An 18,125-nucleotide genomic window follows, 5' to 3' on the forward strand; every position below is an offset into this window, starting at 1 on the left:
CTGGACCGCACGACATGAGCACGCCCCTCAAGACGCTGATCGCGAAACTGAATCCGACCTGCCGCCAGGCCACTGAGCGGGCGGCGAGCAATTGCCTGTCGCGCGGTCACTACGAGGTGGACCTCGAGCATCTGTTTCTGGCCTTGCTCGACGAGCCGGCGAGCGATGCGACGCTGGTGCTGCGCGCGAGCCGTATCGACGCGCATGCGTTGCGTGCCGATCTCGAACGCGAGTTGCAGCGCCTGAAGACGGGCAACGCGCGCACGCCGGTGTTTTCCGTGCATCTGATCGCGCTGTTCGAGCAGGCGTGGCTGCTGGCATCGCTCGATGCGCAGATCGGCCGGATCCGCTCCGGCCATCTGCTGCTCGCGCTGCTGAGCGCACCGGATCTCGCGCAGTTTGCGCAGCGTATGTCGCCGTTGTTTCGCGACGTGCGTGTGACCGATCTCAAGCATAAGTTCGATGAACTGACGGTTGGCTCGTGCGAGGCAGAGCGCAATCCTGCGGCGTCCGACGATGCCGATGGCGATGAACGCGATGCCAGTCTGCAACCGGCGCAAAGCGGCGGCCCTTCAAAGACGCCCGCGCTCGATACCTACACGACCAACCTGACGCAACGCGCCCGCGATGGCCATATCGATCCGGTGATCGGCCGTGAAGCCGAAATTCGCCAGACGATCGACATTCTGATGCGCCGCCGCCAGAACAATCCGATCATGACGGGTGAAGCGGGGGTTGGCAAAACCGCCGTGGTGGAAGGCCTCGCATTGCGTATTGCCGCTGACGACGTGCCCGCGCCGCTGAAAGGCGTCGCGCTGCACGTGCTGGACATGGGGCTGCTGCAGGCCGGCGCGAGCGTCAAAGGTGAATTCGAAAATCGCCTGAAAAACGTGATCGACGAGGTCAAGAAAAGCGCGCATCCGATCATCCTCTTTATCGACGAAGCGCATACGATCATCGGCGCGGGCGGTCAGGCCGGACAGAACGATGCGGCGAACCTGCTGAAGCCGGCGCTCGCACGCGGCGAACTGCGCACGATTGCGGCCACCACGTGGAGCGAGTACAAAAAGTACTTCGAGAAAGACGCGGCGTTGGCAAGGCGCTTCCAGGTCGTGAAGATCGAGGAGCCGAACGAGACGCTTGCGGCGTCCATGCTGCGCGGCATGGCGGGTTTGATGGAAAAGCACTTCAACGTGCGCGTGCTCGACGATGCGATTACCGAAGCGGTGCGCCTGTCGCATCGCTATATCAGCGGCCGTCAGTTGCCGGACAAGGCGATCAGTGTGCTCGATACGGCCTGCGCGAAAGTCGCCCTGGCGCATAGCTCGACACCTGCAACGATCGACGACACGAAAAAGCGGATCGAGAGAATCGATGCGGAAGTGAACGCGCTCGAACGGGAAGTCGCGAGTGGCGCGGTGCACGACGAGCGTCTTTTGGAACTGCGCAGCCTGCGGGAAGCGGACGTAACCGCGCTGGCCGCCGGTGAAGCGCGCTACGACAAGGAGCGCGCACTGGTGTCGGAGATCGGCGAACTGCGGGCGCAAATCGATGCAACACGCGGCGGTAGCGCGGACGCGGAGCAGGCCGGGAAAGCCGCGAGTGCGCGTGAGACGCTCGCAGCGCGCGTGAGCGAACTGCATGCGCTGCAGGCTGGTCAGCCGCTGGTGCCGCTGCAGGTCGACGGCCACGTTGTTGCGGAGATCGTCGCGTCGTGGACCGGCATTCCGTTGGGACGCATGGTCAAGGACGAGATTCAAACCGTGCTGAACCTGCAACCGCTGCTGGGCGCTCGCGTGATCGGCCAGGACCACGCGCTGGAAGCGATCGCCCAGCGCGTGCGGACCGCCAGCGCGAACCTCGAAGATCCGAACAAGCCGCGCGGCGTGTTCATGTTCGTCGGCCCATCGGGTGTCGGCAAGACCGAAACGGCGCTGGCGCTGGCCGACATCCTGTATGGCGGCGAACGCAAGATGGTCACGATCAACATGAGCGAGTATCAGGAGGCGCATAGCGTCTCTGGTCTCAAAGGCTCGCCGCCGGGTTACGTCGGCTACGGCGAAGGCGGCGTGTTAACCGAGGCGGTGCGTCGCAATCCCTATTCGGTTGTGCTTCTCGACGAAGTGGAAAAGGCCCACCCGGACGTGCTCGAAATGTTCTTCCAGGTGTTCGACAAAGGCACGATGGATGACGCGGAAGGCCGCGAGATCGACTTCCGCAATACTCTCATCATTCTCACCTCGAACGTCGGTTCGCAGGCGGTGATGCAGGCGTGTCTGAACAAGAGCGCGGAAGAACTGCCGGGCGCCGACGAACTCGCCGAGACGTTGCGCCCGCAACTATACAAAGCGTTCAAGCCGGCTTTTCTCGGCCGCATGAAAGTGGTGCCGTACTATCCGATCTCCGATGACGTGCTCGTGGAGATCATCGAACTGAAGCTCGAGCGGATTCGCCGGCGCATCGAAGCGAATCACAAGGCGACCTTCGAGTGGGACGAGTCGCTGGTGGATGCCGTATTGGCGCGCTGTACCGAAGTCGATTCCGGCGCGCGCAACGTGGACCACATCCTGAACGGCACGTTGTTGCCCGAAGTGGCGCAGCAGGTGCTCGAGCGGATCGCGGACGGCACGTCGCTTGAGCGCATCGCGGTGCGGGCGAGCGAGGCCGGTGAATTCGAATATACGGTTGCCTGAAGCGTGCGCGCGCGTGTCAATGTCGTCGCACGGGTCTTCCTGTTTTAACGCCTGAACCCAGGCACTTACGTTACGGCTTTCTGTCATGCTCATGCCCGCTAACATCACCACGCTGCTGGAACCGGTCAGCGAAACTTCGCCCTGCGGCGACGACCTGTTGTTCTCAGCCGATTTCGACGCGATCCAGAACGCGCGCCGCTTCGACGACCCCTCGCTCGATCAGGGCGAGTGGGTGACGGAGATCAAGGAAGCGAACTGGCCGTTTGTCGTCGAGCGCAGCACGAGCCTGCTCAAGACGCAGACCAAAGATTTACGGCTGGCGGTGTGGCTCACCGAGGGCCTGGCGCTCGAGGAAGGCATCACCGGGCTGACCGACGGCTACCGGCTGATTACGGGGTTGTCCGAGCGTTATTGGGATCATCTGCATCCGCTGCCCGAAGGGGACGATACCGAATACCGCCTCGGCAACGTGGCGTGGTTGGTGGGCCGCACGGCTGAGCTACTGCGCGCGATGCCGCTGACCGCGGCACCGGCGGATATCTACAGCACGGTGGATTGGGAGGTGGCGACCCACGTCGCTCAGGCGGTCAAGCGCGATCCGGATCACGCTGACGATATCGCCCGGGGCAAACCGTCCGTCGAGCAGATCGAGGCGTCGAAGCGGGCCACGCCGGTGCCGTTCTACGCCGGGCTGCTGGCCGATCTGGCGGCCTTTGAAGCGTCCATGCTGGCGCTCGAGCAGGAGCTGGACCGCCGCGCAGGCGATTCCGCGCCGAGCTTTCGTCAGGCGAAAGACGCGTATGAAGGGGTGTACCGGCTCGCCGAGCGATTTGCGCGTGAAGTGGGTGTGACGGCCGAGAGCGCGGCCAAAGCGCAGAAACCGGAGACCGTCGAGCGTGCCGAGCCCAGTTTCAAGACCGCAACGCAACGGGAGGAACCCGTGTTGACGACCGTATCGACGAACTCGCAAGCGAGCATCGCTGGGATTCAGAATCGCGCGCAGGCCGTCGCGCAGTTGCGGGCGGTGGCGCGGTTTTTCCGGAGCACCGAGCCGCATAGCCCGGCTGCGTATCTGGCGGACAAGGCGGCGGAGTGGGCGGAGATGCCGTTGCATCAATGGCTGTCCACGGTGGTCAAGGACGACGGGTCGCTGGCGCATATCCGTGAACTGCTGGGCGTGAAGCCTGAAGAAGGCAAGTGAGTTTTCCGGCGGGCTGCCTGTGAAAGGCGGTGAAAGGGTAGCCCGTCGCATCCTCCAGATCCCCAACCTAAAGAAATCGCCTCGGCTTGCCGATATATGAGCTAGCCGGGGGAGCGTCGCTTTCCTGATGCCTTACGGCGTAGAAAGAAACTGGAAAGAGGCGCGATGACATCTGCAACTGCTGCATCGAAGGGCCGGGCGTTGCCTGAGCGCATTTTTGTGCGGTTCAAGGTGGCCGTGCTGCTCGGAGTCCTGACTGGATGCAGCGATGGTATTTCACAGTCGGACGTGCAATTCGTCGTAGCCGGGATGCCGGCCCAGTTCCAGTCGCTGCGCATGTACCACACCGTGCCTGACGACGCAGCACCTCTCGGCAGCTCGGCTGCTCACGCTGCCGTGCGGCTGCTGCAGGGTTGCGAAGCGATTCTCCGTTTGCCCGGTGGCGAAAAGCGCGAGGCGGTCACTCTCGGCAGCGACACCGCGGCCTCCTTCGATCTCGACGCTGTCCGCACCGCCGACGGATGGAGCGTGACCTCCGATGGTCTTTCCCCGCCAAGCGACAACCCCGTCGCATTTCGCACCCAGTTCACGAACTGCGTGAGTGCGATCCAGGACAAGTATCGGGCTGAACCGGATAAGGCGCCGTTTTCTGCGTCGATGGTATTCAAGTAGTCGAGCACCGCAGATGGTTTTAAGTAGTTAAGTAGTGCAGATGATGTTTCTTAGGGGTGCAGGTGACGGCTTTGAGCTTTAGCTCTTCGCCAGGCCCTAAAGCTTCGCGAAGCGAAGCCGATATCGTGGCAATGGACAACGAAAATTCCGGCAGAGAACCGTCCATAGGCGTATCACATCACCACTACGGGAGGAGAGCGTGTGCTGTTTCGCATGATGCGAGGTTGCGCGCGTAATGCTATGTTCAAACGCTTAACGATACAGAATGGGCTCACGCTCACGATCGCGGGCTATACGCTCGCGTTGATCGCCACGATGCTGGTCGCCGTGCTCGGTCTCAAGCAGAGCAACGATGCGCTTAAGCAGACATATGCGACCGATACGGTAGCGATCACCCATCTGAAGACGAGTTCCGAGCTGATGCTGCAGGTGCAGCTGGCGCTCGGCAACTACGAGACACTGTTTTCGATGGGTCGCGCAAGCGACGACCTGCTGGTAAAGGCGCGCGCCGTGCTCAAGGCGAGCGACGACAACTGGGCGGCGTACCTTGCAAAGCCGCGTAACGCTGAAGAGTCGCGCGCCGCCGATGCGGTGCAGGCAGCCCGCGCGGCCCTCATCAAGCAGGCACTTGAGCCCGAGTTCCAGCAACTCTCGCAAAACGACTACTACAAATTCCACACGACCCGCGGCGAGGCCGACCCGCTCAACGCCCGCTACGCGCAGGCGATGAACGCACTCGAAGCGTTGCAGGTGGATCACCAGCAGGCGCGTTTCGAACAGGCGCAGGCGCAGTTTCATCGCCTGATGGTCGGTGCGGCCCTGATCGCACTGGCTGCGCTCGGCATTGGCCTGCTTGCCCGCGCCGTGCTGGCCTCAGTAATTGGACGCCCGCTCACCCGCATGCAATCGATGATGAGCGAGATCGCATCGAATCAGGACTTCACCCGCCGCGTTCCGGTGGGACGGATGGACGAGATCGGGCGCTCGATCGTCGCGTTCAACGAGATGATCGAGAAGATCCAGCAAAGCTCCGCGCTGCTCAAGCAGAAAACCGCGGACATCCAGGCGATGCTGCAGAACATTCAGCAGGGGATGCTGACCGTCGTCGGCGGCGCGCTGGTGCACGCCGAATACTCGGCCTACCTCGAGGCGATCTTCGAGACGAAGGACATCGCCGGGCGTCCGGTCATGGATCTGGTGTTCGACAACACCGATCTGAACTCCGATGTGCGCTCGCAGGTCGACGCCACGATTCAGGCCTGCATCGGCGAGGACGCGATCAACTTCACCTTCAACCAGCACCTGCTCGTGAACGAGGTCGCGAAGACGATGGCCGACGGCCGCGTGAAGACGCTCGACCTGAGCTGGTCGGCGATCACCGACGAGAACGACACCGTCATGCGTCTCATGCTGTGCGTGCGCGACGTGACCGAGCTGCGCCAGCTTGCCGCCGAGACGGGCGAGCAGAAGCGCCGGCTCGAGATGATTGGCGAGATTCTCGCGGTCAACGAGGAGAAGTTCCATAACTTCGTCGACAGCGCGACGGGCTTCGTCAACGAAAACGAGCGGATCATCCGCCAGCACACGCAGGCCGACAGCGAGGCGCTCGCCGAACTGTTCCGCAACGTGCACACCATCAAGGGCAACGCCCGAACCTACAGCCTGCAACACCTGACGAGCATCGTGCACGAAACCGAGCGGCGCTACGACGCGCTGCGCCGCAACGATGTCAGCGAAGAGTGGAATCAGGAAGTGCTGATCGCGGACCTCGAACGCGTGAAGGAAGCGATCGAGCGTTACAGGACGATCAACGATGTGAGCCTGGGCCGCAAGGACGGCGGACGTCGCGGCAGCGCCGAGCACTATCTGATGGTGGACCAGGGGCATATCCAGGAGAGCCTGCGCATTCTGGAGGCAGCCGACCCGGTCGACGTTCGCAGCCTGCAGACGATGCGCGATTCGGTGCACCGCAGCTTGCGCATCCTCGGCACCGAAACGATCGAGGACACGCTCTCGGGCGTGCTCGAATCGCTGCCGTCGCTTGCACGTGAACTCGGCAAGGAGCCGCCCATCGTACGTATCGACGACGACGGTTACCGCGTGAACAGGCAGGTGAGCAGCACGCTGAAGAACGTCTTCGTGCACCTGATGCGCAACTCGGTCGATCACGGCATCGAGACTGCAGCCGCCCGCGCCGAGCAGGGCAAGCCTGCGGCCGGCACGATCGTCATCGAAGCCGGCGTCGCCCGGGGCGCGCTGCAGATCACCATGAGCGACGACGGCCGCGGCCTCGCGCTCGGGCGCATTCGGGGCATCGCGAGCGCACGCGGCTGGCTCGACGACGACGCGCAACTGAGCGACGAGCTGGTCGCCGATTTCATCTTTCATCCGGGCTTCTCGACCGCTGAACGGATCACGGAAGTGTCCGGGCGCGGCGTCGGCATGGACGCAGTACGGGATTTCCTGAAGCGCGAGAACGGCAGCATCGAGCTGCGCTTCACGGACGACCGGCGCGGCGCCGACTATCGCCTGTTCGAGATCGTGGTCTGCCTGCCCGAGCGCTGCGCCGTGCAAAGCGCAGGTGCGACGGACAGGAAAGAAGAGAAGCCGGTGCAGATCGACGCGTTGTCCGCTTGAACGACTTGGAGAAGGGCAGTGGTCGAACGATATGGAATCCTGATTGCCGGATTGGCGCTCGGCCTGCTGGTGGCGCTCGCGGTAGCGGTTGCATGGCGCGAGCGGCGCCGCGGTGCGCAGGCGCTCGCGCAACTGCGCGCTGAAGCCGAGGCGCACCACACAGCCGCACTCGCGCAAGCCGACGCTCGGCATCAGGAGCGGGCCGAACAGGAAAAGCGCGAGTACGAGTCGCTGGTTGCGGGGCTGCGCGATGACCTTGCCCAGCGGTCGGCGAGCGAGGACGATGCACGCGCGGCGCGCGCCGCCGTGCTCCAGTTCAAGGAGGAATGGGGGCGGCAGGCCGCATCTATCGCAGGCGAAGCGATTCGGCTCAGGGAACTCGCCGTGACGTTCGAGCGCTGGCACGAGCAGATGATCTCGCTGATGGAGCAGAATCAGGAGATGCACAGCAAGAATCAGGAGCTGTCGTCGATCGTCGCGCACGTGCTGATCGTCTCGCTGAACGCGTCGATCGAGGCGGCGCGTGCAGGCGCTGCCGGACGCGGCTTCTCGGTCGTCGCGAGCGAGGTGCGCACGCTCGCGTCGCGCTCGCAGGATCTGTCGAAGAGCTATCGGGACAGCCTGCATCGCAACGACCTGATCACGACCGCGACGTTCCAGGACATTCAGGCGGGCGGCAAGATGATCGTCGCGTCCCTCGGCAGCGTCGCGGCGCTCGCGAACCAGCTTCAAACCCAGCTCGAGCAGGCGGCGACGTGATTACCGAGCAAGCGAAAGACAGCATCGAGCGGATCTTCCGCCAGGCCGCGCGTCTGCGCCTGACGGTCGGCGCAGGCGACGCGTGCGACATCGTGCACGGGACGCCGCATGACGGCGCGGTGGACGGCGAGCTCATCGTGCTGACGATTTCATCGATTTCTTTCAGGCTCCTGCTGGTCCTGCATTTCGACAACGACGACGCGACGCGCGACTACTACCTCGGCAGTGGCGAGGCGACGCTCGAGGAAAGGCTGCTGGAAATCTGCAACCTGTGCTGTGGCGCAATGAACCAGCAGCTCGTCGGCTATTTTCCGGATCTCGGGATGTCGACGCCGTACGTGCTGAGCGGTCACTGCGTGTCGTATCTGGATCAGTTGAAGCCTGATTTCCTGGTGTCGTATCGCGTGACGGTCAACGGCGCCGTGCAACTCGGCGCGACGGTGTGCGTGTGCGCCGACGCGCCGCTCGACTTCGTCGCGACCGTCGCCGAGGTCACGGAACTTGCCGAGAGCGTCGGCGAGCTCGAACTTTTTTGATGTGTGAGGAAGGCAGCATGGACATGAACAAGCCGGTCAGCAAGGTACTCGTGCTCGACGACTGCCCGGCGCATACAGAGGCGATCAAGCGCTTCTGCGACGAGAACAACCTGGTTGGTTTGACGGTAAGGACGCATCGCCTGTCGGCGGTGCTGCGCTCGAACATCGATCTTGGCGCGATCCTGCTCGCGGAGAACTACGGTGGATCGCCCGCTGAGTGCGCGGCAATCGCGACGCGCATCGATGCACTGCGCCCGGAGTTGCCGATCATCCTGCGCCGCGACGAGCACGCGACGCTCGACGATCTGCCGCACGCGCTACGCGAAGTCGTGTGCGCCGCGTACGTCGCGAGCGATATGGCGCCGCTGCGCCTCGCGATCGACGAGTACCTGTTCGTTCTGGATTATCCGAACGCGCTCGTGCGCGGCATTACCGAGATCACCGAGTTCAAACTGGCGAACCTGTTCCGCGATCTGAAAGTGACATGGGACACCCCGTGCCTCGTGCGCGACCAGATCATCTACGGCGAGGTGTTCAGCCTGATCGCGCTCGAGAGCGACTGGTGCCGCGGCTACATGATGGTCCAGACCGACGAGCAGCCGCTGCTCGAACTGCTCGGCCGCAAACAGACGAGCGACAGTGTCCCGGATTTTCGCGACCTCAACAGCGTGCTGGGGGAACTGACGAACCTGATCTGGGGCGCGTTCAAGGACCGTTATCTCGGCAACGCGCAGGCCGCGCGCAGCCAGGTCCAGGTGCCGCTCATCATCAATCACAAACAGCGCTACATCTCGTTCGGCACGACCAACCCGCAACTGTGCTTCAAGTACCACGTGGTTGACGAGGCGTCGGGCCGCTCTGTCGTGTTCGATCAGCGTTTCATTTTCAACCTGAGCTGGTCGCCGGAAGATTTCGAGGAGGGCGCCGACGATGTCGACGCGCTCGTTGCGGCTGGCGAGCTGGATCTGTTTTGACAAATTGTCTGTCAACGATTTAAGAGGGAAACATCATGGCAAAAATTCTGGTGGTGGACGATTCGAGCACCGTGCGCGACGAAGTGGCGGGCTTCCTGAGAAAGAATGGCCTCGACGTGGACACGGCTGTCGACGGTAAGGACGGCCTCGCGAAGCTGCGCACGAGCCCGGGAACCCGGCTTGTGATCAGCGACGTGAACATGCCGAACATGGACGGCCTGACGATGGTCGAGAAGATCCGCGGCGAACTCGCGAATCAGACCGTCAACGTGATCATGCTGACGACGGAAAGCAGCCCGGCGATGAAGGAGCGTGGCAAGGCAGCGGGCGTGAAGGGCTGGATCGTCAAGCCATTCAAGGGCGAAGTGGTTCTCGAGACGTTCCGTAAGCTCGCGGGCTGAGCGGCCGGTCGAGTTTCTTTATCGCCAGTGCGTCAGGCGCCCGCTCATGGAGCGGGCTGAAATACTACGACTGTCTGGACGAGGCGGGGTCAGTGGGGGATAGCGGGGCGTGCCGCGGCATTACGCACCGCCGCCGCCCAACCCTGCCCGGAACTCGATGCGCCGGTTTCTCGCCCGTCCATCGTTCGTATCATTGGAAGCAATCGGCTGATCCGGTCCAACGCCGGTGGTGGACAACTGCTGCGGCGCGATTCCCTTCGACACGAGATACCCCTTGACCGCGTCTGCGCGTGCCTGGCTCAAGGCGATATTCGACGTCCGGTTCCCCGCGTTATCCGTGTGCCCAATGATATCCACGGTGTTATTGGTCATCTTCGCCAGCACCGCGGCCATCTGATCGAGAATGGCCTTGCCTTGCGGCGTGAGCGTCGCGCTGCCGGTTTCGAACTCGATGGTCCGGTTAGCCAGCGTCTGGTCGAGCAGCCCTTGCTGCGAAGCGCTCACGCGCAGGCCGTTCTTGATGGTGTAAGTCGGGTTCAGCGAATTGGCCATATCGCTCGCCAATTGCTGACGTTGCGATTCGTTGCTCACTTCGCCCTTCACATCCACCTGCGTGCCGTCGATCTTCAACTGGCCCTTGCTGATCTGCTTCAACTGCGGCCCGATCAGCTTTTGCACATTGGCAGTCCAGTTGGGCGGCGTAGCGACATCGCCCACTTCGATCTGATCGACCACGTTGGCCGCGCCGTAGGTGTCGCGCAGGCGCTGCAACACGGCCGCCTTGGTGGCTTCGTCCGGCACCTTGCCGCCCACCACGACCTGACCCGGCGTGGCGTTGGCAGGCGCGGGCATCTGACGGACCGCACCGGTACCTGCACCCGTACTTGTCCCGCCCGCGCCAGGGGCCGCGCCGCCGGCCGAGGACTGCGCCGGCAGGACTGTCGTACGGATCTGGGTGCCGCTGTTATCGACCGGTGTCACGCTCGCCGGCCCCGAGCTATCGGCAAAGGCCCCCGCGCTGCTGAACATTCCGCCGAGCAGCGCTGCCAGTACAGCAGCAACGGGAACCGCGCGCGCGTGGCTCAAGAAGCGCGCCGGCGACATCGTCGAACGATCGGTTTTGGCTGGCATCGTCTTACTCCCCGGCGAAGGCTTCACGGAACGTGTCGATGCTGACGCGCAGCGACAGTTGCGGTTGGTCGAGGTAACTGACGAGCTTGCTGATCCCATGGTCGTTTTGTGCGTGATCGTCGATCCACTCGGGGTCGTCGATATCGATGTTATGTGCGGCGTAAGCCTGCGGGTCGACCACGCTATGCAGCGTCTTCGCCGAGGCGCCGTTAAAGCCGATCACGAGCCGCTCGCGCTGCGCCAGCGTGCCGATGAAAATCGCCAGTTCGAAATCGGCGCGCGAGACAAACGGCGCGATCAGTTCGAGCCAGAACGCGGCCACGAGGCTGCGATAGAACGGATCGTTCGGCAGCGGCAGCGTCAGCCCGCGTTCGAGATGCGACGAGCCGCTGTTCATCACCGGCCGCAGCAGCGAGCCGAGCGCCAGCATCGCGCCGCGCAGGCGCACCGGATGGCCGCTTGCCAGCAGCATCTGTTCGAGGCCGGCGAGGGTCTGGTGCTCGACGAAATCGTTGAAGGTGCCGTCGTGCGGATTGTCCGGGCCACCGCCCACCTCGATCGGCACCTGCGTCTCGCCCAGCGCCTGCAATGCGCCTGCAGGCTCGCTCGGGCTCAACAGCGGCCGCATCTGCGCCGCCACCCGCGACCACAGCCGCGCAAACGCGAGCGGGCTGCGGGCCAGGAACGTCAGCGGCTTTTCGACTTCGAGCGCGGTTGCGGCAAGAAACGGAAAGCGACGCGACGACTGGTCGTGGCTCGCCATCATGTGTCCGGCAATCGCCAGCTTGCTGCGCGAGCCGAGGAAGGCGAAGTGCAACGGCTTGGCGCCTTCGTAGACGATCTTCCAGCGCGGATCGTCGGTGAGCAGCTCCATCGCTTCGGCAATCCAGCGGTCCAGCGTTTGCAGCAATTGCGGGTTATGCGCGCTCTTGACGAAGTCGCCGCGCGACGGAATCTTGCCGAAGTAGGCGATTTGCGCCTGTACGGTTTGCGTCATTGCGCACCCCCTGTATTCGAGTTCGCAGTCACAGCGGCATTCGGGTTCGCTTGCAGCGCGGCGGAACCGTTCGCCGAGGCCGGCGCGGGCGAACTGCCGCCTCCTGCCGGGCCGGCGGCTCCGGACGCGCCGGTCTGCGTGGCGTTGACCGAATTCGCCGCCGCGCTCACATCCGCCACCGAGGACGGCAGATGCAGGCCGCGCAGGCTTTGCTGCTGTGGCGCGTCGCCACTGCCGCTCGACGGCTGCGAGGTGCTGATGATGCGCATGCTCACCGCCACGGTCACGTTGCCCTGCGTCCACGACAGATCGAACGTGCCGTCCGGCTGGCGTTTGCGCTGCGCCGAGTTGATCAGCTTCTCCAGACCGTAGCGTCCCGGCTCGTTGACGAACTGGATCGTGCGGCCGTCGAAGGTGGTCGCGGACAGCGTCGCCCCTGGCGATCCGGACGGATTCGGCCAGACGAAGTTGGTCCACTGCGGTGGCGTGTTGCGGTAGCGCAGCTGCTGGCCATCGATCGCCAACGTGTACTCCGTCGTGCCGGTGCTCGGCTGCGGCAGGATCTGGAACACGGTCTGCGGTCCGGCCGCGCCACTGCCTTGAGCCGCGCCGCTGGCAGCGCCGCCGGAGAGCGGGGCGACCCAGCGCGCGAAGCCGCTCGTGAAGTCAGGCGTCAGCGCGAGACCCATGTCGCCCCATGTGCGGGCCGTGAGCGTGTCGCCGCGGCGCACTGCGAGCGGCCCAAGCGTCGTACCGACAAACTTCGCGACCGAGCCATCGGGACCGAAAACCTGGGCGATTTCATCCGCGCCGGCTTCCACCTTGGCATCGCCCGCGAACGGATACTTGTTCGCGAGCGAGCTCTGGAACGGCTGATACACCTGCGCATTCCACACCTTGTTCACTTCGACGCTAGCCGGCTGGATCACCACCGCGAACGCCTGCATCAGCGGACGCACCAGCAGCGGACGCAGCGACCTGCGTTGCGAATCGGTCAGGCCCGTCAGCATCTGCTCGTCGACATACTTCAGCGAATCGGCCAGCTCGGAGCCGTTACCGTCGAGCGTCTGCTGCATCAACTGACGCGCACCCGGTCCCGGATCGCCCTGGTTCTTGATCACGTTAAAGCGGGTGCGAACCTTGGACAGCGTGTCCATATAGCCCTGCAGCATCGATCCGTTGTCCTGCTTGACCACGATCCGGCCGAGTGCCGAGAACTCCTGGCCAATCGGCCCCATCGGCAATTCAACCGGGTTGCCGTTGATGTCGATGTTCGCGTTGATCTGGCCCACCGGCGACGACGTCCCACGGTTGAACAGCTGCTTGAACCAGCTCGTGACGCCGGTCTGCGCGCCCTTCACGCCGGCGCTGAAGAGCGACGGGTTGTCCCACGAAGTCTGGTCGTAAGCGGTGTCGAGCACCTTGCGGATCGGCGAGTCCTGCGGGTCGCCCAGGCGGTTCATTGCCTCCACGGCCTGATTGAAGGTGCCGAAGTTCTGCACCGCGATGCCCTGCATGAACTTCTCCCAGTGCATTGCGTACTCGGTCTTGTACATCGCCACCAGCGCTTTCTGGATCTGCTCCGGACTGCCTTCGAGCGTCAGGTCGTCATGCGCCGAGGTATTGAGCACCCAGTCCTTCGCCTGCAGTTCCTTGGTCGCGGCGTCACGGATCGCCGGCTGCACGTACTGGAACCATGCATCCCGCGTGAACGTACCGGGGATTGCATAGCTGCCGGCAATCAGGCTGGTGTTGTTGTCACCCACAATGCGGGCGATCGTCATCGGCGCGAAGCGGGTCGAGGCGCGCGCCTTGATCTCTTCGTACACGCGCTGGCGGGCCGGCATGCCGCGCACCACACGGCGCAGGTTCTCGCGCGTCTGGTCGACGAGCGCAAGATTCTGGTCGATCATCGGCCAGTCGTCGTCCGAGACGCGCGACAGGTAGAAGGTAATCATGCGTTCGGCGCTGCGAATCATCTCGTCGCGCGGCATGTTGCCCCGGTTGGTTTCGAGCCAGCCACGCCAGAAGCGCGCCACCTGATCGGTCAGGTGGGCCGTTTCGACGTGGCGCTTGTCGCCGAGCATCAGGTAGGTCTTGAGCGCGTTGTAGGCGTCTTCCACGTTGGTGGGGGAGGCGTCGCTATACAGGCCGCCCTGGCTCGTCGCCACCATGGCGGAGGCGTGCGACGACACGGGCACCGCACCGGAGTCCGGCGTGCGCGTCATCGGCGAGAGCTGCTCCGGATGCGTGTTGACGTCTTTCAGGAAGCCTTCGAGGTTCTGCGCCACCGGGTTCAGCATGATCTGCCGCACGCCGTTGTAGTACTCCGTCAACAGATGCTGCTCGAGACGGTCGCCCTGGTAGAGACCGAGCGAAACTTCCAGCGGCCGGTCGCGACGGAACTGTTCGAGCTGGTCGATGCGGTCCTCGAGAATATCCATGGCCTCGAGGCGCGATTGCAGGTCGTTGCGGTTCTGCTGCAGACGCACCACGTTGTCGAGGTCGGCCTGTACGTTCGAGGCGAGTTGCTGGTTGTTGACCGTCGACCACGTCCAGCCTCCCAGCGCCAGCGCGAGCGCGGCAACGAAGGCGAAGAATGTCCCATAACGCATACGCGTCTTGGCGGGGCTGGCAAACTGCTTGACCGTTTGCCGGTCGGCAAAAATGACCTTGGAGAACAGGTCGCGCAGGAAAAAGCCGTTCTTCGAAAACGCGCTGCTCGGTTTGGGGATGCTGCCTGAATCGAGCCCGAAGCGGGTCGCGATACACTGTGCCGCGGCGCTGTTGGTTTCGCCTTCCTGCAGCGCGCTCGTGAAGTAGAAGCCGCGGAAAATCGGCTTGTACTGGAACGGATTGGTTTCGAACAGCGTGGCAAGGAACGAGCGCAACGCGGGCTTGATCGTGGAGAATTCGAGCGGAAAGCTCAGTTGCCCCGGCGAGAGTTTGTTGCCGCGGCTGATCGACATCTGCGCGACGCTGATCTCTTTCAGGCCGTCGTACAGCTCCTCGAAGCGCTCGTCGAACTGCGCCACGACATCGCGCTTCTCGTCCGGCTCGTAGGGCAGCGTTGCGCCCCACACACGGTCGTACTCCTGGCGCTCGCTGCCGCTGAAGAATTCGGTGAAGCCCGTGATCAGGTCGGTCTTCGTGAACATCACGTACACCGGCGCGAACACCTCGAGCTTCTCGGTCAGTTCCTGCACGCGCTGGCGCAGATTTTTTGCCAGGTTGATGGCGAATTCGGGGCGGCTGCTGGTCAGCTCGGCAATGCTTGCCGTCACGATGATGCCGTTGATCGGCGCCTTCGGACGATGGCGCTTGAGCAGGCTCAGAAAGCCCAGCCATTCCGTGCGGTCTTCCTCATGCACCGAATAGCGGCCTGCCGTGTCGAGCAGAATGCCTTCAGTGGTGAAGAACCAGTCGCAGTTCCGGGTGCCGCCAATCCCGTGGATGACGGCGTTGTTCTTGTCGGCGAACGGGAACTGCAGGCCCGAGTTCAGCACGGCGCTGCTTTTGCCGGCCGCCGGATTGCCGATCACGATGTACCACGGCAATTCGTACAGCGCTGCGCCGCCCGAGACCTGACCGATCTTCGAGGTCTTGATGGTTTTCACGGCATCCACGAGGCGCGTGCGCAGCGCGTCGAGTTCCGCCTGACGGGCGGGCGTCGCCGCCGGACCGCCCTCGGTCTGCTTCTCAGCCTGCTGCTCGAGCATGTCGCCGAGCTTGCGGTTGGCGCGCCGCGCCGCGAGCCGGCGCCACAGCCACACCACGAACAGCAGCGCCAGCACGGCGCCCAGCGCGACGGCCGGCCACAACGGATCGATCTGGAAGGTGTCGGCGGCGATGAAGAGCACGGCAGCGAGCGCGAGCAACCCGATGATCGAGAGCGTGCGAGAGTGGGTCAGCACTTTGAAGATGCGTTGCATAGGCCGGTCAGGTCTGGATGTTATGGGTAGCGTGCGGTAGGACGATCAGCGGAGCGCATGGGCGGGCGTCGGCTAGTGTGGTGGCGATGCGTGTTGCATGAGGGGCGGCGCGGCGCGGGTTTGCGACGTGCCTGACGCGGTAATCACCGTGCCACGTGGATCGGTCTTTTCGCCGAGAAGAATAAATGAACGCCCCATGCCCAACCCCATTATTTGCCGCTTGATGCCACTTAATGCCGCCCGAGTACGAAGCCGGGTTTGTGATATTCGACGTGCCCCAAATCCATCAATTTCCACCGGCCTCCCCATACCAGACCGCATTGTTCCGCGGTCTGTCCGTATAACTGATAGCCTCGCATGGCCCAGGGATCTTTTTCTGAAATGACAAGCTTGCCGTCACGTAAAAATGCATTGTCCGCGGCTAGCCCGTATTGGTGATAGCTCTGAAATGCGGCAGCATTGGTAACGTTTCCTCCCATTTGCGCCAGACGGTTTTGCCGCTCCGGGCTGCGATAGCCTTCCAGTAAAGCCATTTCATAACCGTATTGCTCGTGCATGATTTTGTAGACGAGCAATAAACGGGTTCTAAAGTCGGCATCGAGCAAATTCCAGTCGCGACTGGCATCCTGCAGTGCTGGGCGAACCTGCTCCACTTCCTGTGTTGCAAAAACCTCTGGCGGCAATGCTGGTGGCGGGACGAGCTGTTCGCCGTTAAGGAGCGCGGCAATTTTCTCGTCGGGAACGCGTACGGTGTCGTCATACTGAAATAATTGACGACCGCGCAGTGCGATCGCGACCAATGGCGGCGTCGCAAGAATACCTGCGGTCGTTAAAATCAGCAAGCGTCGCTTCACCAGTAAATTTTGCATATCGATTGCTGTCGATTGCGAAAATTTTGCCGAGCGAGTTAATTGGCCGCGTGCACGCGCAGCGCTATAAGATGCATTGCGCATAAATCGGCCTTGTAAATCACGCACAATGTTAAATATTGAAGATCGCACTGATGGCAATAGCAGCATGGCTGCGATCAGCACCGCGATGGCGAAATAAGCGACGAGAACGACGGCAATCAATGGAATCCCCGGAAATTTGGAAACAATTGTATTTTGTAATGCTTGCTCTTAGAATCAGGCCTGCTCGAAGTCGAGCCGAAACGGTATTATCACGGCGAAATAAACCAGGATTCAATGAGACAGTGAATGAGTGCGCCGGACAGCTCGAATTCCAAAGCCCCGCCTAGCCTGCTTGCCGACACGGCAAAAGGCTCGCAAGCCAATGGTTCGCGGATTCTCGCGAACCTCGAAGGCCGCGTCGAACCGCCCACAGACAAGCCTCGCCGTTCCAGAGCGCCTGCCGTGCTGGTGGCGTTGCTGGTGATCGCCGCGGGCGGCTGGGGCGCGTGGCACGTGCAGCAGCGTGGCCATGGCGAACATCCACAGGTAGCCGCATCGCCAGCGCCTGCGGCTACCCAGACGGCTGCGGCGCCTGCCGGCGCCAGCGTCGCCAGCACGGCCAGTGGCGCGCAGGTGAGCGCGAAGGCTGTGCCTGCGGAGGCGGCCTCTGCCTCGCAAGCGGCGACCATCGTCGCCGATGACAGCGATAGCAAGGATTCCAAACTTTCTGCGGATGCGGCAGCTTCAGCCGCCAGCGGCGTGGACGACAGCAACCGTCTGTCACGGGCGCTTGCGAATGGCGCGGAAGCGAGCGAAACCTCGGCTCCGCCCGCGGAAGCCGCCAGGGGCGCGAAGCCGGCTGCGACAGCGGCAAATCACGCGGCGCCGCATCACGAACGCGAAACGGTCGCAGCGCACGCAAAGCACGAACACGACGTGGCGAGCAATCATCACGCGAGTGCGGTTGCGGTGGCGCAGGAGAAAAAAGACAAGCAGCATCCCGCCCATAACACCACGGTAGCGAAGGACGATCCGGATGCCGATCTGCTGGCGGCACTCGTTGCGCGCACCAAACCGGCGGCCACGAAACCCGGCGTGAATGGCGCGACGACCAAGGTCAGCGCATCGACCGGCGACCCGCAGCTTGCGGAGCGTGTGAAGGAGTGCGGCACACGCGGCTTCTTCGAAGACCAGTTGTGCCGCTGGCGCGTCTGCGACGGCCACTGGGGCAAGGATCCTGCCTGCCCTGGCGCTGCGCCGGCGAAGCCGCAGCAGTAGAACCTCGCAGCGAGACTTCGC

Annotated in this window: 13 protein-coding genes; 9 read left to right on the plus strand and 4 right to left on the minus strand. The window is 63.2% G+C overall.

The genetic code is table 11. The features are described 5' to 3' along the window. Positions 1-14: 14 nt before the first annotated feature. The 8 genes from tssH to P3T20_RS30660 all read left to right on the plus strand — a co-directional run bounded on the left by tssH (position 15) and on the right by P3T20_RS30660 (position 9,873). Positions 15-2,693, plus strand: a complete 2,679-nt coding sequence (tssH, locus tag P3T20_RS30625) for a type VI secretion system ATPase TssH (RefSeq protein WP_429288745.1) — start codon at positions 15-17, stop codon at positions 2,691-2,693. A gap of 91 nt (positions 2,694-2,784) precedes the next feature. After that, positions 2,785-3,894: a type VI secretion system protein TssA gene (tssA, locus tag P3T20_RS30630; protein ID WP_429288835.1), complete on the plus strand. Its 1,110-nt coding sequence runs from the start codon at positions 2,785-2,787 to the stop codon at positions 3,892-3,894. 165 nt (positions 3,895-4,059) lie between these two features. Then, positions 4,060-4,566, plus strand: a complete 507-nt coding sequence (locus P3T20_RS30635; protein WP_429288746.1) for a hypothetical protein — start codon at positions 4,060-4,062, stop codon at positions 4,564-4,566. A 240-nt stretch (positions 4,567-4,806) separates the two neighbouring features. Next, entirely contained in the window at positions 4,807-7,203 is a 2,397-nt protein-coding gene (locus P3T20_RS30640) for a Tar ligand binding domain-containing protein (protein WP_429288747.1), read from the plus strand. 18 nt (positions 7,204-7,221) lie between these two features. Further along, entirely contained in the window at positions 7,222-7,962 is a 741-nt protein-coding gene (locus tag P3T20_RS30645; RefSeq protein ID WP_429288748.1) for a methyl-accepting chemotaxis protein, read from the plus strand. Then, entirely contained in the window at positions 7,959-8,498 is a 540-nt protein-coding gene (locus P3T20_RS30650) for a hypothetical protein (protein WP_429288749.1), read from the plus strand. The genes P3T20_RS30645 and P3T20_RS30650 overlap by 4 nt, the downstream gene beginning before the upstream one ends. A 17-nt stretch (positions 8,499-8,515) precedes the next feature. Further along, positions 8,516-9,472, plus strand: coding sequence for a chemotaxis protein CheX (locus tag P3T20_RS30655; RefSeq protein ID WP_429288750.1), 957 nt, complete (start codon positions 8,516-8,518; stop codon positions 9,470-9,472). Positions 9,473-9,507: 35 nt separating this feature from the next. After that, on the plus strand, positions 9,508-9,873 hold the full coding sequence (locus P3T20_RS30660) for a response regulator (protein WP_074268318.1): 366 nt from the start codon (positions 9,508-9,510) through the stop codon (positions 9,871-9,873). Between the two features lie 120 nt (positions 9,874-9,993). Here P3T20_RS30660 and P3T20_RS30665 read toward each other — a convergent pair whose 3' ends face one another. The 4 genes from P3T20_RS30665 to P3T20_RS30680 all read right to left on the minus strand — a co-directional run bounded on the left by P3T20_RS30665 (position 9,994) and on the right by P3T20_RS30680 (position 17,006). Beyond that, positions 9,994-10,977 carry an OmpA family protein gene (locus P3T20_RS30665; RefSeq protein ID WP_074269415.1) on the minus strand — a complete coding sequence of 328 codons (984 nt, stop codon included), beginning with the start codon at positions 10,975-10,977 and terminating at the stop codon, positions 9,994-9,996. Positions 10,978-11,008: 31 nt separating this feature from the next. After that, entirely contained in the window at positions 11,009-12,001 is a 993-nt protein-coding gene (gene tagF, locus P3T20_RS30670) for a type VI secretion system-associated protein TagF (protein ID WP_074268319.1), read from the minus strand. After that, positions 11,998-15,933, minus strand: a complete 3,936-nt coding sequence (tssM, locus tag P3T20_RS30675) for a type VI secretion system membrane subunit TssM (protein WP_429288751.1) — start codon at positions 15,931-15,933, stop codon at positions 11,998-12,000. The genes tagF and tssM overlap by 4 nt, the downstream gene beginning before the upstream one ends. A 230-nt stretch (positions 15,934-16,163) precedes the next feature. Then, positions 16,164-17,006 carry a M15 family metallopeptidase gene (locus P3T20_RS30680; RefSeq protein WP_074268321.1) on the minus strand — a complete coding sequence of 281 codons (843 nt, stop codon included), beginning with the start codon at positions 17,004-17,006 and terminating at the stop codon, positions 16,164-16,166. Positions 17,007-17,132: 126 nt separating this feature from the next. On the opposite strand from P3T20_RS30680, the gene P3T20_RS30685 reads away from it, so the two are divergent. Next, positions 17,133-18,104 (plus strand): hypothetical protein, encoded by a 972-nt coding sequence (locus P3T20_RS30685; RefSeq protein ID WP_429288752.1) that lies wholly within the window; start codon positions 17,133-17,135, stop codon positions 18,102-18,104. Positions 18,105-18,125 lie beyond the last annotated feature (21 nt).

The sequence above is a fragment of the Paraburkholderia sp. GAS206C genome, from assembly GCF_050435645.1.
Taxonomy (GTDB): Bacteria; Pseudomonadota; Gammaproteobacteria; order Burkholderiales; family Burkholderiaceae; genus Paraburkholderia; species Paraburkholderia phenazinium_B.